General features: G+C 61.6%; 27 protein-coding genes. 8 read left to right on the top strand and 19 right to left on the bottom strand.

Annotated features, from left to right (window positions below; translation table 11 throughout):
- Nucleotides 1–10 precede the first annotated feature (10 nt).
- Nucleotides 11–1,411 (top strand): aspartate ammonia-lyase, encoded by a 1,401-nt coding sequence (locus IV098_RS04770; RefSeq protein ID WP_296886676.1) that lies wholly within the window; start codon nucleotides 11–13, stop codon nucleotides 1,409–1,411.
- Nucleotides 1,411–2,262 (top strand): PA4780 family RIO1-like protein kinase, encoded by an 852-nt coding sequence (locus IV098_RS04765; RefSeq protein WP_296886675.1) that lies wholly within the window; start codon nucleotides 1,411–1,413, stop codon nucleotides 2,260–2,262. The genes IV098_RS04770 and IV098_RS04765 overlap by 1 nt, the downstream gene beginning before the upstream one ends.
- A gap of 104 nt (nucleotides 2,263–2,366) precedes the next feature.
- Here the strand turns inward: IV098_RS04765 and IV098_RS04760 are convergent, their stop codons facing one another.
- The 6 genes from IV098_RS04760 to IV098_RS04735 all read right to left on the bottom strand — a co-directional run bounded on the left by IV098_RS04760 (nucleotide 2,367) and on the right by IV098_RS04735 (nucleotide 8,748).
- On the bottom strand, nucleotides 2,367–3,584 hold the full coding sequence (locus tag IV098_RS04760) for an ABC transporter permease (RefSeq protein ID WP_296886674.1): 1,218 nt from the start codon (nucleotides 3,582–3,584) through the stop codon (nucleotides 2,367–2,369).
- The gene (locus IV098_RS04755; RefSeq protein WP_296886673.1) at nucleotides 3,581–4,291 is read right to left on the bottom strand and encodes an ABC transporter ATP-binding protein; all 711 of its coding nucleotides are present in this window, start codon (nucleotides 4,289–4,291) and stop codon (nucleotides 3,581–3,583) included. Before IV098_RS04755 ends, IV098_RS04760 begins: the two co-directional genes overlap by 4 nt.
- The gene (locus IV098_RS04750) at nucleotides 4,288–5,499 is read right to left on the bottom strand and encodes an efflux RND transporter periplasmic adaptor subunit (RefSeq protein WP_296886672.1); all 1,212 of its coding nucleotides are present in this window, start codon (nucleotides 5,497–5,499) and stop codon (nucleotides 4,288–4,290) included. Before IV098_RS04750 ends, IV098_RS04755 begins: the two co-directional genes overlap by 4 nt.
- Nucleotides 5,496–6,923, bottom strand: a complete 1,428-nt coding sequence (locus tag IV098_RS04745; RefSeq protein WP_296886671.1) for an efflux transporter outer membrane subunit — start codon at nucleotides 6,921–6,923, stop codon at nucleotides 5,496–5,498. The genes IV098_RS04750 and IV098_RS04745 overlap by 4 nt, the downstream gene beginning before the upstream one ends.
- Entirely contained in the window at nucleotides 6,920–7,789 is an 870-nt protein-coding gene (locus tag IV098_RS04740; protein WP_296886670.1) for an ATP-binding protein, read from the bottom strand. The genes IV098_RS04745 and IV098_RS04740 overlap by 4 nt, the downstream gene beginning before the upstream one ends.
- Before the next feature lie 242 nt (nucleotides 7,790–8,031).
- Nucleotides 8,032–8,748: a response regulator transcription factor gene (locus IV098_RS04735; RefSeq protein ID WP_296886669.1), complete on the bottom strand. Its 717-nt coding sequence runs from the start codon at nucleotides 8,746–8,748 to the stop codon at nucleotides 8,032–8,034.
- A gap of 354 nt (nucleotides 8,749–9,102) precedes the next feature.
- Here IV098_RS04735 and IV098_RS04730 point away from each other — a divergent pair, with 354 nt between their 5' ends.
- Nucleotides 9,103–9,888, top strand: coding sequence for an EF-hand domain-containing protein (locus IV098_RS04730; protein WP_296886668.1), 786 nt, complete (start codon nucleotides 9,103–9,105; stop codon nucleotides 9,886–9,888).
- Between the two features lie 77 nt (nucleotides 9,889–9,965).
- Here IV098_RS04730 and IV098_RS04725 read toward each other — a convergent pair whose 3' ends face one another.
- Nucleotides 9,966–10,433 (bottom strand): nuclear transport factor 2 family protein, encoded by a 468-nt coding sequence (locus IV098_RS04725; RefSeq protein WP_296886667.1) that lies wholly within the window; start codon nucleotides 10,431–10,433, stop codon nucleotides 9,966–9,968.
- Nucleotides 10,434–10,516: 83 nt separating this feature from the next.
- Here IV098_RS04725 and IV098_RS04720 point away from each other — a divergent pair, with 83 nt between their 5' ends.
- The 4 genes from IV098_RS04720 (at nucleotide 10,517) to IV098_RS04705 (ending at nucleotide 14,014) form a co-directional block, all read left to right on the top strand.
- Nucleotides 10,517–11,080, top strand: coding sequence for a TetR/AcrR family transcriptional regulator (locus tag IV098_RS04720; protein WP_296886666.1), 564 nt, complete (start codon nucleotides 10,517–10,519; stop codon nucleotides 11,078–11,080).
- 208 nt (nucleotides 11,081–11,288) lie between these two features.
- Nucleotides 11,289–12,803: an ATP-dependent RNA helicase DbpA gene (gene dbpA, locus IV098_RS04715; protein WP_296886665.1), complete on the top strand. Its 1,515-nt coding sequence runs from the start codon at nucleotides 11,289–11,291 to the stop codon at nucleotides 12,801–12,803.
- 99 nt (nucleotides 12,804–12,902) lie between these two features.
- On the top strand, nucleotides 12,903–13,310 hold the full coding sequence (locus IV098_RS04710) for an MbcA/ParS/Xre antitoxin family protein (protein WP_296886664.1): 408 nt from the start codon (nucleotides 12,903–12,905) through the stop codon (nucleotides 13,308–13,310).
- A complete protein-coding gene (locus tag IV098_RS04705; protein WP_296886663.1) occupies nucleotides 13,307–14,014 on the top strand; it encodes an RES family NAD+ phosphorylase in 708 nt (235 codons plus the stop codon). The genes IV098_RS04710 and IV098_RS04705 overlap by 4 nt, the downstream gene beginning before the upstream one ends.
- A 30-nt stretch (nucleotides 14,015–14,044) precedes the next feature.
- On the opposite strand, the gene IV098_RS04700 is transcribed toward IV098_RS04705, so the two are convergent.
- From IV098_RS04700 to IV098_RS04685, 4 genes are read right to left on the bottom strand one after another with little or no spacing between them, the layout of a single operon-like run.
- Nucleotides 14,045–15,289: a hypothetical protein gene (locus IV098_RS04700; protein ID WP_296886662.1), complete on the bottom strand. Its 1,245-nt coding sequence runs from the start codon at nucleotides 15,287–15,289 to the stop codon at nucleotides 14,045–14,047.
- Nucleotides 15,290–15,303: 14 nt separating this feature from the next.
- Nucleotides 15,304–16,047 (bottom strand): hypothetical protein, encoded by a 744-nt coding sequence (locus tag IV098_RS04695; protein WP_296886661.1) that lies wholly within the window; start codon nucleotides 16,045–16,047, stop codon nucleotides 15,304–15,306.
- A gap of 35 nt (nucleotides 16,048–16,082) precedes the next feature.
- Nucleotides 16,083–16,613: a hypothetical protein gene (locus tag IV098_RS04690; protein ID WP_296886660.1), complete on the bottom strand. Its 531-nt coding sequence runs from the start codon at nucleotides 16,611–16,613 to the stop codon at nucleotides 16,083–16,085.
- Nucleotides 16,610–16,888 carry a DnaJ domain-containing protein gene (locus IV098_RS04685; RefSeq protein ID WP_296886659.1) on the bottom strand — a complete coding sequence of 93 codons (279 nt, stop codon included), beginning with the start codon at nucleotides 16,886–16,888 and terminating at the stop codon, nucleotides 16,610–16,612. The genes IV098_RS04690 and IV098_RS04685 overlap by 4 nt, the downstream gene beginning before the upstream one ends.
- A 153-nt stretch (nucleotides 16,889–17,041) precedes the next feature.
- On the opposite strand from IV098_RS04685, the gene ylqF reads away from it, so the two are divergent.
- Nucleotides 17,042–18,037, top strand: coding sequence for a ribosome biogenesis GTPase YlqF (gene ylqF / locus IV098_RS04680; RefSeq protein WP_296886658.1), 996 nt, complete (start codon nucleotides 17,042–17,044; stop codon nucleotides 18,035–18,037).
- Nucleotides 18,038–18,270: 233 nt separating this feature from the next.
- On the opposite strand, the gene IV098_RS04675 is transcribed toward ylqF, so the two are convergent.
- From IV098_RS04675 to fliO, 8 genes are all read right to left on the bottom strand, one after another.
- Nucleotides 18,271–18,792, bottom strand: coding sequence for a hypothetical protein (locus IV098_RS04675; protein ID WP_296886657.1), 522 nt, complete (start codon nucleotides 18,790–18,792; stop codon nucleotides 18,271–18,273).
- On the bottom strand, nucleotides 18,782–19,651 hold the full coding sequence (locus IV098_RS04670) for a hypothetical protein (RefSeq protein ID WP_296886656.1): 870 nt from the start codon (nucleotides 19,649–19,651) through the stop codon (nucleotides 18,782–18,784). Before IV098_RS04670 ends, IV098_RS04675 begins: the two co-directional genes overlap by 11 nt.
- A 361-nt stretch (nucleotides 19,652–20,012) precedes the next feature.
- Entirely contained in the window at nucleotides 20,013–20,768 is a 756-nt protein-coding gene (locus IV098_RS04665) for a DUF4197 domain-containing protein (protein ID WP_296886655.1), read from the bottom strand.
- Nucleotides 20,769–20,801: 33 nt separating this feature from the next.
- Nucleotides 20,802–21,566, bottom strand: coding sequence for a GAF domain-containing protein (locus IV098_RS04660; protein WP_296886654.1), 765 nt, complete (start codon nucleotides 21,564–21,566; stop codon nucleotides 20,802–20,804).
- Nucleotides 21,567–21,581: 15 nt separating this feature from the next.
- The gene (locus IV098_RS04655) at nucleotides 21,582–22,367 is read right to left on the bottom strand and encodes a flagellar biosynthetic protein FliR (protein ID WP_296886653.1); all 786 of its coding nucleotides are present in this window, start codon (nucleotides 22,365–22,367) and stop codon (nucleotides 21,582–21,584) included.
- A 201-nt stretch (nucleotides 22,368–22,568) separates the two neighbouring features.
- Nucleotides 22,569–22,823, bottom strand: a complete 255-nt coding sequence (locus IV098_RS04650) for a flagellar biosynthetic protein FliQ (protein ID WP_296886652.1) — start codon at nucleotides 22,821–22,823, stop codon at nucleotides 22,569–22,571.
- Nucleotides 22,823–23,599: a flagellar type III secretion system pore protein FliP gene (fliP, locus tag IV098_RS04645; protein ID WP_296886651.1), complete on the bottom strand. Its 777-nt coding sequence runs from the start codon at nucleotides 23,597–23,599 to the stop codon at nucleotides 22,823–22,825. The genes IV098_RS04650 and fliP overlap by 1 nt, the downstream gene beginning before the upstream one ends.
- Nucleotides 23,596–23,934 carry a flagellar biosynthetic protein FliO gene (gene fliO, locus IV098_RS04640; protein WP_296886650.1) on the bottom strand — a complete coding sequence of 113 codons (339 nt, stop codon included), beginning with the start codon at nucleotides 23,932–23,934 and terminating at the stop codon, nucleotides 23,596–23,598. Before fliO ends, fliP begins: the two co-directional genes overlap by 4 nt.
- Nucleotides 23,935–23,941: the final 7 nt, after the last annotated feature.

Raw genomic sequence — 23,941 nt, 5'->3', positions numbered from 1 at the left:
ATGTTCCGTCATGAATGAATTTCGTATCGAGAAGGACTCGCTGGGCGAGGTCCAGGTTCCCGAGCAGGCCTGGTACGGCGCACAAACTGCGCGTGCGGTTGCCAATTTTCCCATTTCCGGACGGCTTCCGGATAAGGATTTCGTACTAGCGCATGTTCGCATCAAACTGGCCGCCGCGCGCGCCAACTGCCAGCCGGGCTGGCTGGGTGAAGACAAGCGCGACGCCATCGTCACCGCCTGCGAAAAAATCATCGACGGCGCGCACCTCGACCAGTTTGTCGTCGACCGCTTTCAGGCGGGTGCCGGCACCAGCCACAACATGAACAGCAACGAAGTCATCGCCAACCTCGCCAACGTGGCACTGGGCGGTGAAAAAGGCGCCTACAAACCGGTCAACCCCAACGACGACGTCAACATGGGGCAGTCGACCAACGACACCATCCCCACCGCGATTCGCCTCACCGTGCTGGCCAAGCTGCCGCGTCTGGTCGCCGCGGTGCATGCCATGGCCACCGAGTTCACGCGCCTGGCCGAACGCGAAAAAGACACCGTGAAATCCGGCCGCACCCACTTGCAGGATGCGGTGCCGACCACGCTCGGTCAGGAATTCGCCGGCTATGCCTGGACGCTGGATCGCTGTGCGGGCGCGCTGGAAGCGGTGCGCCCCGCTCTGTGCGAAACCGGGCTGGGCGGCTCGGCTGCCGGCACCGGGCTCAACACCTCACCCGACTACCCGGCGCGCGTCGCCGCCGAACTGGCCACACTCACCGGCGAACCGATCCGCGTCGGCCAGCTGGTCGCACAGATGCAGTCGATGAACGACCTGGCACGGCTGTCGGGTGAAATCCGCAATCTGGCGCTGGAACTCACGCGCATCTCCAACGACCTGCGCCTGCTCGCCAGCGGCCCGCGCACCGGCCTTGGCGAAATCCAGCTGCCGCCCGTGCAACCGGGCTCCAGCATCATGCCGGGCAAGGTCAACCCGGTGATGTTCGAGATGCTCAACCAGGTGTGCTTCCAGGTACTGGGACAGGACGCTGCCGTCTCCTACATGGTGCAGGCCGGGCAGATGGAACTCAACGTGATGATGCCGGCGCTCGGCTCCGCGCTGTTCGACGCGATGGACTGGCTGACCAATGCGATGAACGCCGCCACCGAAAAGAACCTCAAGGGCATCGTCGTCAACCGCGAACGCTGCGCCTTCTTCATTCACCAGAGCGTCGCGCTCGCCACCCTGCTCAACACCCGGATCGGCTACAACCAGGCCGCCGAAGTCGCCAAGGAATCGGAAAAATCCGGCCGCCCGGTGCGCGACATCGTCGCCGAGCGCGGCCTGATGGGCGCGGCCGAATTCGACGCGCTGGTGCTCGCCGCCGCCCACGGCGTGGGCAGCGGCGGCGGTGCGGGGTAATGAAGGCACATAAGCGACTCGAACCCCTGCTCGAAGACGGCCTGATCGACGACGTCGTACGCCAGCTCATGAGCGGCAAGGAAGCGATGGTGTTCGTCGTGCGCTGCGGCGACGACATCCGCTGCGCCAAGGTCTACAAGGAAGCCAACAAGCGCAGCTTCCGCCAGGCCGTCGACTACACCGAAAACCGCAAAACCAAGAACAGCCGCCAGGCACGCGCCATGGCCAAGGGCAGCAAATTCGGCCGCGAGAAGCAGGAAGAAGCCTGGCAAAGCGCCGAAGTCGATGCGCTCTACCGGCTGGCCGCCGCGGGGGTCCGCGTGCCCACGCCGTACAACTTCCATGAAGGCGTGCTGCTGATGGAACTGGTGTGTGACGCCGACGGCAACGCCGCACCCCGCCTCAACGATGTGTCGTTCACCGCCGAAGAAGCCCGCCAGCACCATCACACCCTGATCATGGAAGTCGTGCGCATGCTGTGCGCCGGCATCATCCACGGCGACCTGTCCGAGTACAACATCCTCGTCAGCGCAGACGGCCCGGTCATCATCGACCTGCCGCAAGCGGTGGACGCCGCCGGCAACAACCACGCCCAAGCCATGCTGACGCGCGACGTCAACAACCTGACCACCTATTTCGGCCAGTTCGAACCCGCGCTGTTAAGCACGCAATACGCGCAGGAAATCTGGTCGCTGTATGAACACGGCGAGCTCAACGCGGACGTCCAACTCACCGGCCGCTTTGAATCCACCTTACCGCCGGTCGATCTGGAAGGCGTGATACGGGAAATCGACGACGCGCGTGAGGCCGAGGCGGCCCGTTTATTGCGCCTGCAGGAGCTGAATGAGTGATGCCGGTAGCGCCTGTGACGCTTGAATCCGCCTGACTAAATGGACATCCGTCTCGCAAGATCTGCCCCAGGTGAAGCTTGCGAGGTTGCTCAATGCCAGGACGCTCACTCGTACCGCAGGGCCACGATCGGATCCAGACTCGCGGCACGGCGCGCCGGGATGTAGCCGAATACCACGCCGATCACCGCGGAAAAGCCGAAAGCCAGCAGGTTGATTCCAGGATTGAACAGGAATGGTATGCCCATGACAGCGGTCAGGCCCAGGCAGGTGACAAAGGCCAGCGCGATGCCGATCAGGCCGCCGAGTGCGGACAGCACCACGGCCTCAATGAGAAACTGAAGCAGGACTTCATGCTCCAGCGCCCCGATGGCCAGCCGTATGCCTATTTCCCGCGTACGCTCGGTGACCGAGACCAGCATGATGTTCATGATGCCTATGCCGCCGACCAGCAGGCTCACCGCCGCCACCGCGCCCAGCAGGCCGGTCATGGTCTGGATGGTGCCGGACAGGGTTTCGGCGATCTGCTTGGTATCCATGACGTGGAAGTTGTCGTCCTCGTTGTCCGACAGCTTGCGACGCTCCCGCATCAGACGACGCACCTGCTCCATGACCTGCGCGCTACTCGCGCCGTCGCGCATCGACAGCATGATGGTCGACACATCCTGATTGCCGGTGAGCCGCCGCTGCACTGTGCGAATCGGCATCAGGACCACGTCGTCCTGATCCTGTCCCATGGCGCCCTGGCCCTTGGCGGCGAGCAGGCCGATCACCTCGCAGTTGAAACTCTTCACCCGTAGTTCGGCGCCAAGTGGCGAGCCGCCACCGAAGAGCTGCTTGCGTACCGTGTTGCCGATGACACACACCGCTTTTCCGGTCGTTTCCTCTTCCTCTTCGAACATGCGTCCCGCACCGATCTTCCAGTTACCGGCGACGAAGTAGGCATTGCTGGTGCCGCTCACTTGCGAAGACCAGTTCTGCCCGCCAGCGACCAGCGTCACGCGACTGCCGGCGACCGGGGCGATGGCTTTCAGTGAAGGCACCTGCTGCGCAATGGCCTCGGCATCGGCCATACGAAAGTTGGCGGCGCCCGCGCTATCGCGGCCTGGGCCGAGTTGCTGGCCGGGGCGCAGCATCAGCAGATTGCTGCCCAGGCTCGATATTTGATCGGAAACCATGCGCGTGGCGCCATTGCCCAGTGTCACCATGGTGATCACTGCCGCAACGCCGATGACGATGCCGAGCACCGTCAGGAAAGAACGCATCAGGTTGCGCCGGATGGCACGCCAGGCCAGTTGCATGGCATTCAACAGCATCTGATTCATGCTTGGGTTCCTGTATCGCTCTCGACGTGACCATCGGCGAAGCGCACGGTACGGCTGGCATACGCCGCCATGTCAGGCTCATGCGTCACCATGATGATGGTGATGCCCTGCTCGCGGTTGAGCGAAACCAGCAGTTCCATGATCTCGTGCCCGCGCTTGCTGTCCAGGTTGCCGGTCGGTTCGTCGGCCAGCAGGACGAGCGGCTGCGTGACGATGGCGCGGGCAATCGCCACCCGCTGCTGCTGGCCGCCGGAGAGTTCCCCTGGGGTGTGGTGTTCCCAACCCGCCAGACCGACCTGGGCCAACGCCTGGCGTGACGCGGCATGACGCCTGACTGCTTCTTCGCCACGATAGAGCAGCGGCAATTCCACGTTCTCCTGAGCCGACGTTCGCGACAGCAGATTGAAGCCTTGGAAGACGAAGCCGAGGTAATGACGCCGCAACAAAGCGCGCTGGTTGCGGTCGAGTTCATCAACGCGGATGTCGCGAAAAAGATATTGCCCGCTGCTGGGCGCATCGAGACAGCCGAGAATGTTCAATGCTGTGGATTTGCCCGACCCGCTCGGCCCCATGATGGCAACGAACTCGCCCGCGGCGATATCCAGGTCAACCCCCTCCAGCGCGGCGAAGGCAGTCGTCCCGCTGCCGTAGATCTTGGTGACGCCACGCAGGGAAATCAGTGCCGTCCCCTCAGTGCCGGTGCTCAAGGCTTGGCTTCCTGATATTCAACGATCACCGGCATGCCGGGCTTCAAGTCGCCGCCGGTAACCTCGGTCTGGCGTCCATTGCTCGGCCCAATCTGGACAGGGGTTGCCACCGCTTGCCCATCCCGTAACACCCAAACCTGGGGCGTGCCGGGTGTGGCGGCCTGTGGTTTATTGTTCGAAACGGGCGGACGAGGCATCAAGCGCAAGACGATGCCACCCGAGGGTGCGTTGCCGACGACCGGCGGGGTGAAACGCAGGGCTGCATTGGGAACCAATAAGACATTGTCGCGCTTGGCGGTGACAATGCGTGCCGTGCCCGTCATGCCCGGACGCAGGGCCAGGTCGTCGTTGGCAACCCTGAGCACGGTCTTGTAGGTGACGACGTTGTCGGTGATGGTCGAGCCGATGCCGACCCGTTCGATCGCGGCCGGGAAACTCCGGCCGGCCCAGGCAGACACGGCGAAACTGGCGTCTTGTCCGAGCTTGACGCTGCCGACATCCGCCTCATCGACTTGCACCTGCAATTCCATCTTGGTCAGATCCTCGGCGATCGTAAATAGCACCGGCGCATTCATGGCAGCGACCACCGTTTGCCCGGGTTCCACCTTGCGGGTGAGGACCACGCCATTGATCGGGGAACGGATCACGGACTTGCTGATATTGGTCTCGTCGGACTTGAGCGTGGCACGGGCGCTGGTTTCGTCGGCGATGGCGCGGAGCAAAGCCGCTTCAGCCGTTTCCAGTTCGCTCTTCGCCGGGACTTTGCCGCCAGATAGTTCGGCCACGTGGCGCAAGCGCGTCAGATTGGCCCGTGCTTCGGCCACCGTCGCCTCCATTTGCGCCACAACAGCGCGCGACTTGGCGACCGCATCCTCCAGCTTCGACGTATCGAGGCGGGCGATGATTTGACCCTTGACGACACGATCGTTGTCATTGGCCAGGACTTCGGTCAGCGTGCCTGACAGCTCGCTACCGACATCTACCGAGCGCGTCGGTTGCAGGGTACCGCTCGCGGAGATGGTGACAACCAGATTGCCGGTGACCGCATCTTCGGTCAGGTATTGCCCTGATTGTTTCCCGCCAGAGGACAGGAGCATGAAAACGACGAGTGCCGCTGCGGCGAGTCCGCCAGCGATCCAGCGCAGACGTTTACCCAGGGTGCTTGACCTGCCGGCGTTGAGAATGTCGGGCGTTGGGTTGGTGTTCATGACGTGCCATCCTGTGTTGATATGCCGGCCTGCCAGCCTCCGCCCATGGCTTTATAAAGCCGGACGACGGCAGTGAGTAAATCACCTTCGGCAGTGGCGAGAGATTCCTCGGCCGTGAGGCGGGAACGCTGAGTGTCGAGGACTTGCTGAAAATCGACGGCACCGGCTTCGAACAGCGTTCGGGCCAATTGCGCGGCATTGCGGGCCGACTCGACGGCGCGGCGGCGCGTGTCCAGCCGCTCGCGGCTGCGCGCATAGTCGACCAGCGCATTCTCGACATCTTCCAGTGCCGTAAGAACGCTGGATTCCCAGGCGATCACGGCTTGTTCCTGCACGGCATCCTGCAGTGCAATGCGGGCGCGCAGACGGCCGCCGTCGAACAGATTCATGGCCAGGCTGCCCAGCAGCGAGCCGACCATGGCATCGCTGCCACCCAATGCGGTGGCGCTGAAGGCTTTCCAGCCCCAGGAGCCGCTCAATGTCAGACTGGGATAGCGCTCGGCACGTTGGGCGTCGCTCCGCGCCATCTCGGCCTGTACCTTGAGCTCCGCAGCCCGGATGTCCGGACGCTGGCGCAGCGTATCGGCGGGAATGCCGAGCGCCATGCTGTCAGGGGCGACCGGCAGGGACTTGACCTCGCTGAGCTTGCCGGCGAGTGCGCCGGGCGCCTGTCCGGTCAGGATGGCCAGGCGATGCCCGGCGGCTGCGCGGTTGATTTCGATACCGGGAATCAGGGAGCGGCTCTGCTCCAGCGTGGTACGGGCCTGCTCGACGCTAAGGACGGTGGTCAACCCGGCCTGTTGCCGCCATTCGGTGATTTGTAGGGTTTCCGCCTGGCTGGCGACGTTGTCGCGGGTAATGGCCAGTTTTTGCTGAGTGGTACGGAGCGTGATGTATTCAAGCGCGACCTCTGCCGCGAGCGAGACTTGGGCCGCGGCCAGGGAGGCTTCGCTGGCCGCCAGGTCGGCGACGGCTCCGGCGGCGGTATCGCGCTGACCGCCAAAGATGGAAGGCTCCCAGCTTGCGTCGAAGCCCGCCGCATAGAGCGTCTGAGTATTGCCCGATCCGCCGGCATCCGTCCCGACCCTGGAACGGGTCGCCGAAGCGGATACGCCAAGACTGGGCAAGAGGCCAGCGACCTCAAGATCGCGACTGGCACGGGCCTGCCGCAGCTTGGCTTGTGCCGTCCGGATGTCCGGGGCGGATGTCATGGCCATCGCGATCAGTTCGTCGAGCAGCGGGTCGTTGAACTGGCGCCACCACTGTTCCAGCGCTTGTAGCGATGAAGCTGCCGGGGTGGCGGCATTACTCCACGTTTGCGGCACAGCCACGGTCGATACGGGCAGGGACGGATTGCCAACGGTCGCACAGCCGGCGAGCATCATGGCCAGAAACGCGATTGGGTGCAAGGCGACGTTTTTCATGCGGCAAGGGGCAAACGCAGGGTGACGGCAAACCCTCCCGACGCCCGGTTCGCAGCCTTGATACTGCCTTCATGCAATTTCATGACTTGACGCGCGATAGTCAGGCCGAGTCCGTAGCCTTCAAAAGGCCTGGAGTTTTCAGCACGGTAGAAAGGCTCGAAGATGGTTTCCAGATCGGTATCGGCCACCCCGGCGCCGGCATCGATGACCTCCACCACGACGAATCCCTGCTCGTGCTTTCCGGTCATGGTGACGATGGTTCCCTCTGGGGTATGGCGTACGGCATTGCGCAGGACATTCTCCAAGGCCCGCCGCAGCATCTCGATGTTGCCCGTGACGTGGAGGTTGTTTTCGAGCGCAAGGTCGAGCATGCCCTCCTTGGTCATGGCCTCGAAGCGCACATCCTCGGCCAGGTCTTCAATCAACTCGGCCAGATCGAATGTTTCCCGGAGGTTGGCGTCCATGCCGGCATCCAGACGGGCCAGCGTCAGAAGTTCACCGACCAGGGTGTCGATACGACCTGTATCACGCTGGATACGCTCAAGGAATTCCTCTGCACGCTCCGGTTGCTGTTGCAACAGGCCAGCGGCGGCTTGCAGTCGTGCCAGTGGAGAACGCAACTCATGCGAAACATCATGCAGCAGTCGACGCTGACCTTCGACCAGTGCCTGCAAGCGTTCCGCCATACGGTCAAAGTCTTTCCCCAGGTCTGCCAGTTCGTCCTGTCGCATTCCCATTTTCGCCCCGATTCGGGTATCAAGCTTGCCGCCAGCTTCGGCTTCGAATGCGTCTTGAAGCGTTCGTATCGGGCGCGAGAAATACAAAGCCAACAGCCAGGCGAAAAGCAGGCTGACGATGCCTCCCATCACAATAGGCATCAGCGGCGGGAGTATTGACCTGTGAGGCTGCGGTGGCCTCGGCCTCATTCCGGCAGAGGGCTCGCCTGTTTCGGAGCGGAGTTCATGGGGCGGAGGGGGCGGAGGGAAGCCACCGGGATACTCATTACGATGCGTCCAGATCATCACGCCAACACCGATAGCCGTAACCAGTTGAGCCAACCACAAAAAGATAAAGAACTTCCAGAACAAACGTCCCAATTTCATGATGGCTACCCCGATATCAATTGGTAGCCCTTGCGGATCACCGTCTGGATGCGAGAGCGACCGTCAGGTAACGGTTTCAGCTTGTTACGGATGCTATGGATGTGGACATCGATGCTGCGATCGAATCGCGTCAGTGGGCGGCCAATGGCTTCGGTGGAAAGGTCCGCTTTGCTGACGGGATGTCCGACATGGCGTGCCAGCACTTCAAGCAAACCGAACTCGGTGCTGGTCAACTCCATTGGCGTGCCATTGTCCTCGGCACGCCGCAAGGTCGGCCAGAGTTTCAGCGTTCCAGCAATCAGGGGTTGTGCTGCTTGTGTATCGCTGGCTGCTTGCTTTTGGAGACGCTTGAGAATGACGCGTAGCCGGGCGGCCAACTCGCGCGGAGAGCAGGGTTTTGGCACATAGTCGTCGGCGCCATGTTCAAGGCCGGCAATCCGGTCAGCATCGTCACCCCGCGCCGTGAGCATGATGATCGGCATGGTGCTCGCCGTACGAATTCTTGCCAAAGTCTGAAAGCCATCAAGTCCCGGCATCATGACATCGAGGACGGCGATATCGTAGTGGCCACTCAGTGCAGCATCCGCCCCGCTTAGACCATCATATTCACACCTGACCGCAAAACCATCTCGTTCGAGGTAGTCGCGCAGCATATCAAGTAGCTCCTGGTCGTCATCGACTAGCAGGACGCTTGGTCTGGCAAATGCTTCAGTCGTGTTCATGGCGTGATGTTAAGGCAGCAGTGTCGACCTACACGCCACATTTACAGGAATTAACCCAATACGCAGGCAGTCTTTGCTGCTGCGAATTGCGCAGGGTCATGCAACTATTTATTTCTGCGATGGATTAACACGTCTTAACGCGGTGCGGCAGCGGCACCCTTTGCGGGCAATCCCGGGATGGGAATGGCAAACCTGCGCAATGATAAAACCCGGGGGTGCTACTTAACGGCAATTAACCCAGTTTTACACCGCGGCACCTGAATTCCTGAAATTGTTCGCCGATGTATCCCATAGCAACTTGCAGTGCGTCCGTGAAGACGGGAAATCCGAACAACCAGGAAAAAGGAGCAAATCATGAGCAGCATAAGCAGTATCGGCAGCAGCAATTCGATGATGATGCAAAGCATGAACGCCATGCGTGGGACGAGGCAGCGCCCCGATCCTGCCGAGATGGCCGAAAACCTGTTCGCGCAATTGGATACTTCGGGACAGGGATACATCCAGAAATCGGACCTTCAGGCAGCCTACGACAAGGTTTCGTCCTCCACTTCGACGTCGAACGCGTCGAGTGCATCGAGTAACGTTGATGATCTGTTTGCCCAACTTGATACGGATAGTGACGGCAAGGTCACCAAACAGGAGCTCTCCGATTCCCTGAAGAAACTACAAGATGCGCTTGAGCAGCAGTTACAGGACAGCCGGATGCAGATGGCCATGCAAGCCGGCGGCATGGATGGCATGAACGGAATGAGTGGAATGCCACCGCCTCCGCCACCACAAAACGGTGATGATCAGGGTTTTACCAAAGAGGAGTTGTCGAGTCAGCTCGAAGAGATCGGCAGCAGTGACAGTGAGCGATCAAGCATGATTTCCAACGTCATCAAGAACTTCGAAGCTGCGGATACGAATGGCGACGGCAAGGTCAGTTTCCAGGAGGCGATGGCCCTCCAGCAGTCGAGCAGCAATTCCAGCAGTTCTGACGCGACAACATCATCCACATCCAGCTCAACCTCATCTTCCTCCGCGAGCAGTAATTCGGAAGCGAAGGTCATGATTCAGATCATGAAGTTGATGCAGGCCTATATAACCAACAACAGCAGTAACGCTGAAGCGACGACAACCCTATCGGTCACTGCCTAATATGAACGGCCTCATTCGGCAATTCATAGGCCCGGGATGCCTACTGAACACCGGGAAGTCCAGTCCTCGCAATGTGCCTAAAAACCCAGATCGCTCAACCCTGGATGGTCGTCCGGGCGCCGACCCAGCGGCCAGAAGAATTTGCGCTCGGCTTCCGCAATGGGCTGGTCGTTGATGCTCGCGTAGCGGCGCATCATGAAGCCCTGCTCGTTGAATTCCCAGTTCTCGTTGCCGTAGGAGCGGTACCAGTGGCCCGAGTCGTCGTGCCATTCGTAGGCGAAGCGCACCGCGATACGGTTGCCGGTACAGGCCCACAGTTCCTTGATCAGGCGGTAGTCGAGTTCGCGCGCCCACTTGCGTTCGAGAAAGCGCTGTACTTCCGCGCGGCCAACCGGGAATTCGGCGCGGTTACGCCAGCGCGTATCTTCCGTGTACACCAGCACCACGCGCGCGGGGTCGCGCGTGTTCCAGGCATCTTCGGCCATGCGCACTTTCTGTCGTGCGGTTTCCTCGGTAAAAGGGGGTAGGGGCGATTTGGTTTCCATGGGCTCTCCTCGGTTGATGTAGACAAGTCTGTCTACACAAGCCCAGTCTAGCCCGTGTAGACAGATCTGTCTACAATGCCGGCATGACATCTGATTCCCAGACCACTGACACGCCATCCGCCCGTGACCGCATCCTGCGTACCGCGCACGATCTCTTCTACCGCGACGGCGTGCGCGCCACCGGCGTCGACCGCGTCATTGCCGAATCCGGCGTCGCCAAGCTCACCTTCTACCGGCATTTTCCGAGCAAGAACGATCTGATCCGCGCCTACCTGGATTACCGCCACCAGCGCTGGATGCGGTGGTTCGAGGAGGCGCTGGCTCGTCACGGCGGAGGACCGGACGCCATCGTACCGGCGGTAGGGGAGTGGCTGCGCGATCCCGGCTATCGCGGCTGCGCTTTCATCAACAGCGTGGGGGAACTGGCCGGCAGCATGCCCGAGGTGGCCAGCATCGCACAGGCGCACAAGGCTGCGGTAACCACCGCCATCACCGCCGTGCTGCCTGCCTCGCGTCAGCGCGCGAAGCTGGCGCAGGCCATTGCGCTATCCATCGACGGCGCCATCGTGCGCGCGCAGTTCGACGCCACACCCGACGCGGCGTTGGATGTGCTGAAGCGCATCGTCAAATCCTTGTTGAGGGAATAGTCGGTTCGCCGCCGTGCAACCACACGGCGGCTTCGAGCGCGTCGCCCGAGCCGGCCGCACTAAAAGGGTTTTGAATAATTTCCCAAGCAGATAGACATACCCTGCCACCTCTGCATCAATCTAGCAGGCGTGCCACGGCTGTCGTCCAGCGCAGCATCAAGTCAGTGAATTAGAACCGCCAGATTATGACGCACCCTTATAATCCCGCATGACCGATCCCCACCCGCCCTCCCCCGACTCACTGTCCACCCCTGCTGAAACGACCGATCCGGCTTTCAGCACCTCGTTCGATCAGCTGCCGTTGCCGCCCGCGGTACTGGCGAATCTGCGGTCGCTTGGTTATCTCAACATGACGCCGATCCAGGCGGCCAGCCTGCCGATCACGCTGGAAGGTCATGACCTGATCGCACAGGCCAAGACCGGTAGCGGCAAGACCGCGGCCTTCGCGTTGACGCTTCTGGCAAACCTGGACCTGCGCTACTTTGACGTGCAGGCGCTGGTGCTGTGCCCGACGCGCGAGCTGGCCGATCAGGTGACGCAGGAGATCCGCCGCTTGGCGCGCGCCGAGGACAACATCAAGGTGCTCTCCCTGGTGGGCGGCAGCACGATGCGCCCGCAGCTGGCCAGCTTGGAGCATGGCGCGCACATCGTGGTCGGCACGCCGGGCCGCATCATGGATCACCTGCAACGCGGCAGCCTGAACCTGGATACGCTCAACACGCTGGTGTTCGACGAAGCCGACCGCATGCTGGACATGGGCTTTTACGACGACATGGTGTTTGTCGCGCGGCAGTGTCCAATAAAGAGGCAAACCCTGCTGTTTTCCGCCACCTACCCCGAAGGCATCGAGAAGCTGGGGCGGCAGTTTTTGCACCAGCCGCGCACCATCAAACTGCTGGAGCAGCACGAGAGCGACAAGATTCGCCAGCGTTTCTACGAAGTGGCCAACGAGGACCGACTGCCGGCCGTGGCCACGCTGCTGCGCCACTATCGCCCGGTCAGCACGCTGGCGTTTTGCAACACCCGCCAGCAATGCCGCGATCTGCTCGATGTGCTGCGCGAGCAGGGTTTCCAGGCGCTGGCCCTGCATGGCGAACTGGAACAGCGCGAGCGCGACCAGGTGTTGATCCAGTTCGCCAACCGCAGTTGTTCGGTGCTGGTGGCGACCGACGTCGCCGCGCGCGGGCTCGACATCGCCCAGCTCGAAGCGGTGATCAACGTCGATGTCACGCCCGATCCCGAGGTCTACATCCACCGCATCGGCCGCACCGGGCGCGCCGATCAGGACGGCTGGGCGCTCAGCCTCGCCAGCCACAACCAGATGCGGCGCGTCGACAACATCGCCAAGGAAACCGGCACCGAAGTGGAATGGCACCCCATCGCCGAATTGTCCGATGCCAGCGACGAACCCCTGCTGCCGCCGATGGCGACGCTGCAGATACTCGGCGGCCGCAAGGAAAAGATCCGCCCCGGCGACGTGCTGGGCGCGCTTACCGGCGAAGCAGGCTTCAGCAGCGCCCAGATCGGCAAGATCAACATCACTGAATTCCACACCTATGTGGCGGTGGCGCGCGAGATCGCGCAGCAAGCCTTGCGCTGGCTGGCGTCCGGCAAGATCAAGGGGAAGACGGTGAAGGCCCGCATCCTTGGCATGGATGACGACGCGCAGGCAGGCGAACGGTCGCGTGCCAATGCTGGCATACGGCGGCGACCGCAAGGCTGAATTTCCCCAGCCAGGCTGGTAGTCCAATCCAAGGAAGATTGGTTGCAATTAAATCAATACTTGTTATATTTGTAACAAGCATCCACGGAGCAGCCCGCCATGAACCAGCCTGCCTTCATCAGCTCACCCTCGCCCCAGGAAGAACCCGACACGCGCGGCGCCTTGGCGCGCATGGTGACGACGCTGTTCGAACACTGGAAGCTCTCCAGCAACGACCAGCTTGCCCTGCTGGGCTTGTCCGCAGGCAATCGCCCGGCGCTGGCGCGCTATCGCAAGGGCGAGCCGCTGGCCAACTCGCGCGACCTGCTGGAGCGCGCGGGGCATTTGCTGGCGATCCACAAAAACCTGCGCCTGCTGTTCCCGCATGATCGCGATCTGGCCTACGCCTGGATGACCACCGCCAACCGGGCATTCGCTGGCAAAACACCGGTCGAGCTGATTGCCGAATGGGGATTCGCGGGCTTGCTGCAAACCCGCGCCTATCTCGACCGGGCGCGTGGGGTTTGAGTATCGGCAATCTATTCGACGCGCTGCGGCTGGCGGACATCCATCAGAACCTGGCGCGCAATATCGTCTCCATCCGGCAATCGCAGGATCTGTTCGACGATTTGAGCCCGGACCCGCAGGACTGGAACGTGGCCATCCGTCACGAGCTGTCCACGCAACCCAAGCCGTACACGTCGGACTCGCCCGCCATCAACCGGCCCTTTGAAGAAGCCGTCTGGATCGAGGCGGTCACTTACCCCTTCCAGCCGCCGAACTGGTCCAGGAGCCGTTTTTCGGACGGCACCTTCGGCATCTGGTACGGCGCGGACGCCATCGAAACCACGGTCCACGAGACCGTCTGGCATTGGCGCAACGGACTACTGGCCGATGCGGGCTTCGACCGGGAAGGCGTGCGCATCGAGCGCAAGGTGTATTGGGTGCGCGGGGATGCCGCGCTGGTGGATTTCAGACCGGAAATCAAACGCATGCCCGAACTGGTTCATCCCACGCGCTACGACGACACCCAGCCCATCGGCAAGCGGCTGCACCGGGAAGGGTTTCCGGGACTGGTGTCGCGCTCGGCGCGCTGCAACGGCCACACCTTTGGCATTCTCAATCCGGCGGTGCTGTCGAATCCGGTTCAGGCCTGCTCGCTGAGCTATCGCCTCGAAGCCGGCCATGTCGCAGTCGAAAAAGAAGTGGGCGTGGACTGGCTGACGATTTGATTCACCTGCCTCATCGGCAAGCCAACAGACTTAGCGTCTGCCGCTTTTCCAGGTCGCCCGGCACGCCCCATGCAAATACGCGAGGGCGCGTTCCATATAGGAATCGGGCCAGTTTGGATCGGTGTCGGCGAGACGGTCTTCCGCTTCGCGCCGGATGTCGTCCGACCAGGCACGGCGCAGGTCGGCGCGTTGCGATTCGGGCGCATTCTGCTCAACGAACGCAAGCACTGCATCCGAATCGAAGCCGCTGCTGCGAAAAATCCGGGTGACTTCCTTGGCGTCTTTCAGCAGCAGCGTCGCCTTGGGCGGCAGCCCGGTAGCCAGCAGCAGGAATACGGTGGCCAGCACCTGCGGATCGTCCGACTCGCCGCGCGTCACCCGCTGCCATTCCTTGGCCACCAGGCGGTCGTATTCGCTGACGTCTTCGTCCAGGCTTTCGCTGACGAAATAGGGCTGGGCGGTATCGCCATACAGCAGCCTGTCCGCCGTGGTGTCTTCCGCGCGAATCTGCGCCAGGTCCTGCTCGATGAAACGCGCCATCGCGCGCTCCGCCTGCTGCTGGAACGCGGCGGTAGCGTCGGCCAGAAAAGCCTGAAAACGCGCTGTATCGAGTTTGGCCTTGGGGCGTTTGGCGGCTTTGAGCAGATGCACGAACGCGCTGCGCGTCGGCAGAGTCAGCGCCGCCTTGTCGACGAACAGCACCAGCATGGCGCTGCGGATCAAGGCCTCGGCATCGTCGTAATCGCCGCGCGCGACGCCCATTTTTTTAGCCAGCCACAGCGAAAAGTCGAGCGTATCCTGGCTGCGCTGCCGCACCGCACGCTCGGCGCGATACTCGGCCAGCGTCATCGGATGGGCAGCGGTCTTCTCGTCCAGATACGCACGCTGGCTCTCGGGCGACACGGTATTGCCGAGCATCAGGCTGCTGTCGGGCATCGCCTGCAGGCGTTTGAGCATGTCCGAACCGCCCTTTGAATGCGACAGCAGGCTGCTGTCGCGCAGCGACGCAGCAGCCCGGGGCAGGTCGCCGCCCGAAAACTCTTCCAGATACAAACTCATCAGATGCACCATGCGGCGCACCGCGAGTTCGAGATCGGGGCGCAGATAGGCGGTGCCGAAATAATTGGCGATCTGCACGATGCCCTTCGCGAAATCGGCCTGGATGACGCGCAGGCGCTCGGGTGCGATCATTCCCTGCTTCACCCCGTGATGCAGGGCCTTGTCGAAAAACGGCCGCCCGTCGTACGCGGCCAGTCCGCTCAGGCCCGTCGCCATCGGTTCAGCCGTCATCAAATGGCGGACTCTTCTTCGTCATCGGCGGGCTCACCGGCTTCGGCAGCCAGCAGCATGGCGTTGAGCGCTTCCAGATGCTTGGCCACGCGCGTGCGCAGCACGCCCATCAGTTCCTCGAACGCATCGGGCAATTCGTAACGCAGGATCCAGGCCGTTTCCATCCAGTCGCCGTCGGCCACTTCGGTGCGCTGCAGCAGCGGCCGCGATTCTTCGATGGCGTTGCCGAAGCCCAGGCTTTCGTCCAGTTCATCCAGCTTTTCCATCAACCAGGTGGTGTGGACCTGCACCCCGCCGTCCTGCTCGTATTCAGGCGCAAAGCGGCCGCCGGTGGCAAAGCTCAGCAACTCGTCATAGCGGTCTTCGAAGTAGTCGGCCAGCGTATTGATGCCACCTTCGGTATTGACGAGCGTATCGAGGTATTCGCCGACCGTGTTTTCGTCGCGGTAGATGACGGCGTTCACCATGGCGCGCAGGCGCTCGCTGGTGCGCTCGCCGTACTGCCGTTCCAGCACGATGGAATGGGCGAACTGCTCCGGCGTCACCAGCATGTTGACGATGGACTCCTTGGACGAATCGAACTCGCGCATGATGGCGAGCAGATCCTTGGAAGGCAGTTCGTCGAGCAGGCTGACCAGCGCATGGTCACCATGCTGCTCGGCCACGGCCACGAGCGTGCGCTCGGCGCCCTCGATGTCGCCGGAAAGAATCAACTCGGAGGATTTCAAGACTACCGGGTGCATGCTGCGTCCTTCTACTGATACAGGTGGGGTGAGGGTCACTCTTCGCGGGTGTCGAAGCCTTGTTCGACCAGCCAGTCCGAGCCGGCATCGCCCAGATCGTCTGCTTCGTCTTCCGAGTCATCGTCGTCGCCACCCGATTCGTCGGCCGCCTCCGATTTGGATGCCGTGAACGCAGCCTTGGTTCGCACGAATTCCAGCGTTGCGGCCGTCACCAGAAACGCATCGCCGCCCGCGACCTTGAGCGTGGTGGCAATCAGGGGCTCGGCCCAGGGGGCGATGCTCAGGCTTTTGCGCAAAACGTCCCACTTCAGGAAGTCGCCGAGCTCGGGTTCGCTTTGCAGCAGTCTCTGCATGACTTCGGCCGACTGAAAGCCGAACGCGTCATAAAAAATCACCGCCACCATTTCGGGGCTGTAGTCGATCATTGCAAGCAGGGCGTCCATTTCGCCGCGCTTGTCCTTCAAGCGTCGCTGCAGCACCGACTTGCCTTCGGAATCGGTGACCAGATCGTCGATTTCTTCGAGGTAACTTTGGGCCAGATTCGTAAAGTAACGCGAAATTTTCAATTGAGTATTCCCTGGATATATTTTGCCGCCATCTCCTGCGCCACCGCGACCGGGTCGTCGATCAGACTGCGCTGGCGGTATTCGTCGTACGCTTTTTTCCGCTCGGGATCGGACAGCACTTCGTACGCATCCTGGATCTCGCGAAAGCGCATCGGCGCATCCGCAGCCGAGTTCTTGTCCGGGTGGTAGAAAGCGGCCTTTTTGCGATACGCCAGCTTGATCAGCTCGGGCGCGGCGGAAGGCGGGACGCCCAGCTTTTCGTAATGATCCTGCATTCAGTTCCTTGTCATGACCCTGCGGCCACACGTTCCGGAGAGCCGCGAATTATAGGGGGATTCACCCCGCTCAGTCGTTATTTGATTGATGAAACAAAGCGTTAAGCCTGTGGCTGGGGGATAATCCCGCCTTTCCCCCCTTTTCCCTCCCCCATGGCGATCCAGTGGTTCCCCGGTCATATGACCACCGCACGCAAGAAGGCGGCCGAAACGATGGCGCTGATCGACGTGGTCGTCGAAGTGCTCGACGCGCGATTGCCCGAGGCCGGCAGCAACCCGATGATTCACGAGTTGCGCGCGCATCGCCAGCGCCCCTGCCTCAAGCTGCTCAACAAGGTCGATCTGGCCGACCCCGAGGCCACGCGCGCCTGGATCGACTATTACAACAGTCTGCCGAACGTGAAAGCGGTGGCGATTTCCGCCAAGAAGCCGGGCGATGTCGCCAAGCTGGCCGCCGTGGCGCAGAAACTCGCGCCGCATCGCAACGATCCGATCAAGCCGCTACGGCTGATGATCATGGGCATTCCCAACGTCGGCAAATCCACCCTGATGAATACCTGGGTCAAGCGCCGGGTGGCGGCGGTGGGCGACGAGCCCGCAGTCACCAAATCGCAGCAGCGCATCAACATTTCCCCGCTGCTGTCGCTGGTCGACACCCCAGGCATGACCTGGCCCAAAATCGCCCACGACTCCGACGGCTTCATGCTCGCCGCCAGCCACGCCATCGGCCGCAATGCCGTCATCGACGAACAGGTGGCGGTGTTTCTTGCAGAAATTCTGCTCGAACGCTACCCGGCCCTGCTGAAGGCGCGCTACGGTTTTGCACTCGAAGACCTGGATGCGACCGGTGTGCTGGAAGCCGTCGCCAAACGGCGCGGCTGCGTGATCAAGGGTCGCGGTGGCGAACTCGACCTGGAAAAGGCGGCGATGATCCTGCTGACCGATTACCGCACCGGCACCCTGGGCCGCATCAGTCTGGAAACCCCGGAGACCCGCCAGGTGATGCTGGATGTAGAGCGTAGCAAAGCGGCGCTGGAAACCGCACGCAAAAAAGCGATCCTGGATGCAGCCCGCAACCAGGCGGCTCTGGACGCCGAACATAACAAAGCGACGCCATCCATGGACAACGATCCTGATGCAATGGAGTGATTGCAACCTGCGCTATTGCGACAGCCAGATGAGCAAAACGCAGGCGTAGTACCAAGCCCTTGGTCGAGGGCCCATGTTAAAAAACACTACTCAACGAAAGTTATAACCCCGAGTGGAAGATCAGGCTGTTTGTAGCGACCGACTCTTGTTCGGCCGAAGCGGCCGGCCAGGCTGGCCGTTCCATTTGGCCGGTGTTCGGCGCTTACCGGTCATGTGCTATTCAACGTGCTAGCTCAGGGACGCGCCGCTTGTCGGCGCGACCCTTGGAACGTCTGGTTAGCCAGGACCTTCAATGAATACAGTTGCCCGAAAAATGCACTGTAGGCCAACAAGCCAAATCCCCCTGGCACGGTTGAGGGAAATGCGGAACCATCGCTCTTTGGGATTGAGCCTAACGATTCAAATAATGCGGGCATGAAGAACAACACGAGCCCCGCAATCATGAGGCCATAGCAAGCATACCTCATCCACGGAGGACAGCCACGGTAACCCCATTTTTGTACCTCTCGTGGAGTTGTATCCTGAGTGAGGTTGTTATAACGAAGGACAAATGCTCCTCCGACAGGAAACAGCCCGAACATCACGCCTTTGGAAACACTGTCGGCGAGGCCAGTAAGTGGCGCAGGGGCCACAGCAACTCCAACCACAGCCAGCACTACGCTTGCGAGTAGACCAATCAGGCTACCTGCAAAGATACTCGTGTCGATCAATCGTGACATCATGTTTGTCCGTTTGAACGAGGGGTTAGGCGCCATTTTCTCTCCAGGCCTGGACTGCGCGTTTTAGATCTACCGCGGACGTGCCTAAACCGCGAAGAACCACTGGGCGTTTAGACTTTGTATGGCTGACCAACACCTGAGGGTGGAGAGCGCTGTTTACGACTAGGTCAGACATCTCGACGGACGTAATGTCCGCACGAAACAACGTAAGCCTACGCACCGGCCAAGAAACTACCATCCCCGTTGCGAGCAGCTCAACTTTGCAAGCGGTAGTGAAGTACTCCCATGATCCGAACCCGACAACGGAAAGTAGCAAGACACCACTGAGCACAGGGTTCGTAGGCCAGAGGTAGATGCTGAGCGCGACAAAGCCGACAAGGGCAGCCGCGTTAAAGATGTGATACGCGTAGCTCTTTGCAAACGCTTTACCCAAAGGGCTTCGAACAGGCGCGAGCGCCGACCGTTCGAGTACGAGACTGCGGAGCCTCGGGAAGTCTCGTAGCTGATACTCGAGTTTCAGGAGCAACTCACCAGATCCATTGAACAGCTCCAGGCGTTGGAGGTACGGGCGTTCTCGCACCTGTGTGATGGCCGACCAATGGATTAAAGATGTTTCGCGAGGGTGGGCGGTTCTCCAGATGCCGTACCTGTCCACGGACACGGGGGCGTTCGGCAACTCCCGAACAACACGCCTAGAGATCCAAGCCAGTGCTCCGAAGAAGATCACCACCATAAATGAAAGATACATCTCGAACTTAGAGTTCCTCGGCTTGCCGTCATCAGGCAGGAACGGCAATGACAAACCGAGCAGTGCGAAGGCGATGAATATCCATGGCGCGGCCATGAACAACCATCGCATGAAGCGCTCTAGGTCGAAGTGTTCGGTCTCAGTCATGCCGCCTAACAGTTAATAGAGAGACCCATGGGGCCGGACGTTTTTTAATATAGAGACAGGCATTTTCTCGGTCTATAGTCTTGGCTCTTCAGTGGATGTTTGTCAGGCCGTCTCTTTATCACGTTATGCAAAAGGAGATAGAGGCTGCCGGATTATGCGCCTGATTTTTTACCTGAACCATCAGGAGCGAGCCTCATGGAAGAACGACGTCTTCCATGTCGCTTGGGTCGGCTTCACTGGCTGCTCTTGGTCATGAAGTTGACGTGATGAGGGAGTACAGCACGGACCGCTTCGGCCGAACAAGAGACGGTAGCCCTACTCCGCTTGACCTTTTATTCCAGGCCAAAAGCACCCGCGCTACTCACTTCACTGCGCCAAACACCTGCCGCAATAAATCGCTGCCTGCCTGCATCGGACTGGCACGGATCGCCTGCTCCTTCTCGCCGATCAGGCGATACAGGCGATCGAGTGATTGCCGGGTGACGTACTGCTCGACACTAGCCTGGTTTTTATCAATCAGATCGAACTGCGCAGCCTGTCCGGCGTAGCGGTTGTATTGCTGCGCCAGGCTGGTTTTATCGGTGACGGCCTTGACGATGGGGCCGAAGCGTTCGGTCAGTTGCGTTTCGGTTTTGCTGCGGAAAAAGTCGGTGGCCGAGGTGGAACCGCCGGTCAGAATGCCCCTGGCATCGTCCAGCGTCATCGCTTTTACCGCGCCAACCAGCAGGGTCTTGGCCTCGGGCACGGCAGCCTCGGCGGCGCGGTTCATCGCCAGCACCAGCTCATCGGCCTGGCTGCCCATGCCGAACATGCGCATGGTCTTGTCGATTTTTTGCAGGTTTTTCGGCAGCGGAATTTTGAGCGCGGGATTGCCGTAGAAGCCATCCTTGACGCCCAATTGCGCGACCGCAGAATCGGCACCCCGCGTCAGCGCTTCTTTCAATCCCGCGTTGATGTCGGCGTTGGACAGGGCATCCACGCCGGGGCTGGCTGCGGTGCCTGCCGGCTGGCCGCTGGTTTTACCCATCGCGTCCTCCAGCGCCTTGTTCCAGTCGAAAGCCAGCGCTGGCGGCACAAGAACCAGTCCTGCGATAAAAAAAACGATGCCGTGCTTCATGATGCGTGCCTGTATCGGGTTGATGTGCATCGCTCAAACGCCCTTGTCTTTCGGCTTTTCCATGCGCTTGCTATGCCGGTTCAAACTGCTGGATAGCTGGGCAATGATTTCGGACGAGGCCTGGATGATCTGGCTGGTGCTGAAGCCGGTAGTGGTCATTTCGCGGAAGAAGGATTTCGCCAGGATGCGCGCCAGCTGATCCGGGTTTTCCACCGCCTTTTCCAGCGCGACGCCGAGGTTGGCCTTGGCTTCGCGCACCAGCGCCATCTGGGCGAAGCGGGACGACAGCACGTTCTGCAGTTGCACCACCTGCATGGTTTTGCCGATCAGCATGCCGATCATGCCGAGCCATTCCAGATCGCGCTGGTCCAGCGGGCGACCCGATTTGTGGCCGCTGGCAGTGAGGATGCCGACGACCTTGCTGTTGATATGAATGGGCGCGGCAATCAGGCTGTTGAAACCATCCCGCTGCGGATGCCTGAGATTTGCGTAATCGGCCTCACCCAGATTCCCGATCAGTTCCGGCGCATCCACAGTGACCACCCGGTCGAACACGACCGCATGCTGGTTCTGCGAATCGTTGCTGATGCAGACGGCCTGGTCTGCGCCGATGGCGAACACCTTGAGCATGGGCACGTCCTCGCCTGCTTCGGCCTCGCCGAACAACAGGATGGTGCTGCCGTGCACATCCAGCAATACGGCCGTCATCGCCACGCACTGTTTGAGACTGTCCTCCAGACTGGTCGGATGTTCAGGCAATGCGGCAAGATGCTGCAAACGGCTCAAGAGGGTGTCCATCGCTTAGTTCCTGTTTTATTGAAGCCAGCCTATCCACAAACCCAGTTGTGCCAGCCCTTGGCTCACTCCCTGCGCGACGAGCGGCATCGCCCAGATCCAGCCGGCCATCAGGCCCAGCGAAGCGATGCCCAGTCCCACCGAAAACATGTCGAGACCGGGCGTGGTGCGCGCCACGATAGCCCAAGCCAGCTGGACCAGCAGCGCCAGCGCCAGCAAGGGCAAAGCCAGTTGTACGCCCGCGGCAAACAGCCAGCCGCCCGCCTCGCCCAACTGGCGCAGATCGGCTGCCGCCGGCAGCACCGCCAGCGGCATCGCGGTGAAACTGTCGCGCAAGGCATCGACCACCAGTAGATGGCCACTGCCGGACAGGAATGCAAGGGCTGCCAGCCACCCGGCCAACGCGCGCCAGGCGGCGTCGGCCGGCGCGGCCTGCTCTGCAGTCAGATTCAGCAGGCCGCCACTGGCGGTATGGCCGCTCCACAGCAGCGCGGCACTCACCGCCGCGAACACCAGCCACACGCACAGCGCCAGCGCCGCGCCCCAGGCGAGCTCCATGCTCAATGCGAGCACGCCCTGCACGGTAAAGGGTTCGACGCCCGGGAGAGCCAGTGCCGGCGTCAGCACGGCCGCCAGCACCGCGGCCATCATCAGGCGCAGCAGCACCGGCAGGCGACCGGTGAGTGGATCGAACAGCGTCCACCCGGCGAGTCGGGCGAAGGCAAACAGCCAGGCGGTCAGGCTTGCTTCGGCCAGCGGCATGGCTTTACCCTGGAAACGGCAGTTGACCGCTTGCAAACGCATGAGAAGACACATGAGTATTGAGTTCTCACGTCACGTGCACCTTCACCTTATGGGTGAGAACGCTACGCACCCGATTGCACGATTTTCGGGTCATCTGGCCGCGTTGCTCTTCGTTGCAGGGAGCAGCCATGCGCCTCATCGCGCCTTGCCAGACAACCCGAAAACCGCACACTCGAATGCGTCCAACTACCGTTCCCAGGGTCACTCAATCAGCCCCGGAAACTCGGTCAGCATGCTGCGCGCGAACTCGACCAGCTGCCCGCCCATCCAGCTGCCCAGAACGGCCAGCACCAGCAGCATGACGATCAGCTTGGGCACGAAGGACAGGGTGGGTTCGAGGATGCGTGTGGCGGCCTGAAACACGCTGATGCCGAATGCGGTCAGCAGGCCCGCCAGCAACACCGGCGCGGCCAGCAGGGCCAGCAGCCAGAGCGCGTCGCGCAGCAGCCCGTCCATCAGAAACTCCCGATCAGCGAGCCGACCAGCAGATGCCAGCCATCCACGCTGACGAACAGCAGCAGCTTCAGCGGCAACGACACCAGCTGCGGCGGCAACATGATCATCCCCAGCGCGGTAAGCACGGCGGCCACCACCAGGTCGATCACCAGGAACGGCAGGATCACCATGAAGCCGATCTGGAATGCCGTCTTCAGTTCGCTGGTGAGGAAAGCCGGCGCCAGCGCGGCGAGCGGCACGCTGTCTATCTGCCTGAGGTCAATGCTGGCAGGGTCGATGGGTTTGCCGCCCGCGCCGCTGTTTTCGAGGAACAGGCTCAGGTCTTCGGCGCGGGTCTGCCGCAGCATGAAGGATTTGAGCGGCTCAGCAGCCTGCTCGGCGGCGGCATTGAAGCTGAGCGACCCGGCCAGGTAGGGCTGGTAGGCCTCGGCATTGATGGTTTTCAAGGCCGGCGACATGACGAAGATCGTCAGCAACACCGCCAGTCCCATCAGCACCAGATTCGGCGGCGCAGTCTGGCTGCCCAGCCCCTGCCGCAGCAGGAACAGCACCACGGCAATACGGGTAAACGCGGTGAACGCCAGCAACAGTGCCGGCAAAAAAGGAAACAGCAACAGCCACGGCAGGCTGGTCCCCGGCACGCCGATGATCTGCCCGCCCGCGCCGGGCGTCACGCTCAGCAACGGCACGCTGGATTCCGCGGCGAACGCCGGCAGGCTCAAGCCGAGTGCCAGCAGGGCCAAACCGCGCGCAAGCCGCACGCCTGTCGATTTCATAGGGAAGACTCCGTGGATGAAGCGGGCTGTTCGGGCTTGGGCAGGGTGTGCAGCAGGCGCACGTTGCCGCCGCCCACGCCGAGCAGCAGCCAGGTCTGTTCGATTTCGACCACCACGACCCGCTCGCGGCTGCCGACCGCGGTGCTGCCCACGACCTTGACCGCACCTTGCGCGCCCATGCCGGGCAAATAGCGGCGAGCCATCCAGGCCACGGCGACAAAGCCGCCGAGGATCAGCCCCAGGCTGAGCAGCATCGTGAACAGGCTGCCAGCGGTGTCGGGCGCGGCGAACGCCCAGCCCGGCATCAGCAGGCAAATGCCGGCTACCAGGCTCACGGGGCCG

This window comes from Thiobacillus sp. (assembly GCF_018780105.1).
Lineage (GTDB): Bacteria > Pseudomonadota > Gammaproteobacteria > Burkholderiales > Thiobacillaceae > Thiobacillus.
Note: the sequence above shows the minus strand (reverse complement) of the source record. Positions and strands in the feature narration are given on the sequence as shown.

Coding starts and splice junctions, on each gene's coding strand:
- IV098_RS04770 (WP_296886676.1), top strand. CDS start 11: ATGAATGAATTTCGTATCGAGAAGGACTCGCTGGGCGAGGTCCAGGTT.
- IV098_RS04765 (WP_296886675.1), top strand. CDS start 1,411: ATGAAGGCACATAAGCGACTCGAACCCCTGCTCGAAGACGGCCTGATC.
- IV098_RS04760 (WP_296886674.1), bottom strand. CDS start 3,584: ATGAATCAGATGCTGTTGAATGCCATGCAACTGGCCTGGCGTGCCATC.
- IV098_RS04750 (WP_296886672.1), bottom strand. CDS start 5,499: ATGAACACCAACCCAACGCCCGACATTCTCAACGCCGGCAGGTCAAGC.
- IV098_RS04745 (WP_296886671.1), bottom strand. CDS start 6,923: ATGAAAAACGTCGCCTTGCACCCAATCGCGTTTCTGGCCATGATGCTC.
- IV098_RS04740 (WP_296886670.1), bottom strand. CDS start 7,789: ATGGGAGGCATCGTCAGCCTGCTTTTCGCCTGGCTGTTGGCTTTGTAT.
- IV098_RS04735 (WP_296886669.1), bottom strand. CDS start 8,748: ATGAACACGACTGAAGCATTTGCCAGACCAAGCGTCCTGCTAGTCGAT.
- IV098_RS04730 (WP_296886668.1), top strand. CDS start 9,103: ATGAGCAGCATAAGCAGTATCGGCAGCAGCAATTCGATGATGATGCAA.
- IV098_RS04725 (WP_296886667.1), bottom strand. CDS start 10,433: ATGGAAACCAAATCGCCCCTACCCCCTTTTACCGAGGAAACCGCACGA.
- IV098_RS04720 (WP_296886666.1), top strand. CDS start 10,517: ATGACATCTGATTCCCAGACCACTGACACGCCATCCGCCCGTGACCGC.
- dbpA (WP_296886665.1), top strand. CDS start 11,289: ATGACCGATCCCCACCCGCCCTCCCCCGACTCACTGTCCACCCCTGCT.
- IV098_RS04710 (WP_296886664.1), top strand. CDS start 12,903: ATGAACCAGCCTGCCTTCATCAGCTCACCCTCGCCCCAGGAAGAACCC.
- IV098_RS04700 (WP_296886662.1), bottom strand. CDS start 15,289: ATGGCGACGGGCCTGAGCGGACTGGCCGCGTACGACGGGCGGCCGTTT.
- IV098_RS04695 (WP_296886661.1), bottom strand. CDS start 16,047: ATGCACCCGGTAGTCTTGAAATCCTCCGAGTTGATTCTTTCCGGCGAC.
- IV098_RS04685 (WP_296886659.1), bottom strand. CDS start 16,888: ATGCAGGATCATTACGAAAAGCTGGGCGTCCCGCCTTCCGCCGCGCCC.
- ylqF (WP_296886658.1), top strand. CDS start 17,042: ATGGCGATCCAGTGGTTCCCCGGTCATATGACCACCGCACGCAAGAAG.
- IV098_RS04675 (WP_296886657.1), bottom strand. CDS start 18,792: ATGGCGCCTAACCCCTCGTTCAAACGGACAAACATGATGTCACGATTG.
- IV098_RS04670 (WP_296886656.1), bottom strand. CDS start 19,651: ATGACTGAGACCGAACACTTCGACCTAGAGCGCTTCATGCGATGGTTG.
- IV098_RS04665 (WP_296886655.1), bottom strand. CDS start 20,768: ATGAAGCACGGCATCGTTTTTTTTATCGCAGGACTGGTTCTTGTGCCG.
- IV098_RS04660 (WP_296886654.1), bottom strand. CDS start 21,566: ATGGACACCCTCTTGAGCCGTTTGCAGCATCTTGCCGCATTGCCTGAA.
- IV098_RS04655 (WP_296886653.1), bottom strand. CDS start 22,367: ATGCGTTTGCAAGCGGTCAACTGCCGTTTCCAGGGTAAAGCCATGCCG.
- IV098_RS04650 (WP_296886652.1), bottom strand. CDS start 22,823: ATGGACGGGCTGCTGCGCGACGCGCTCTGGCTGCTGGCCCTGCTGGCC.
- fliP (WP_296886651.1), bottom strand. CDS start 23,599: ATGAAATCGACAGGCGTGCGGCTTGCGCGCGGTTTGGCCCTGCTGGCA.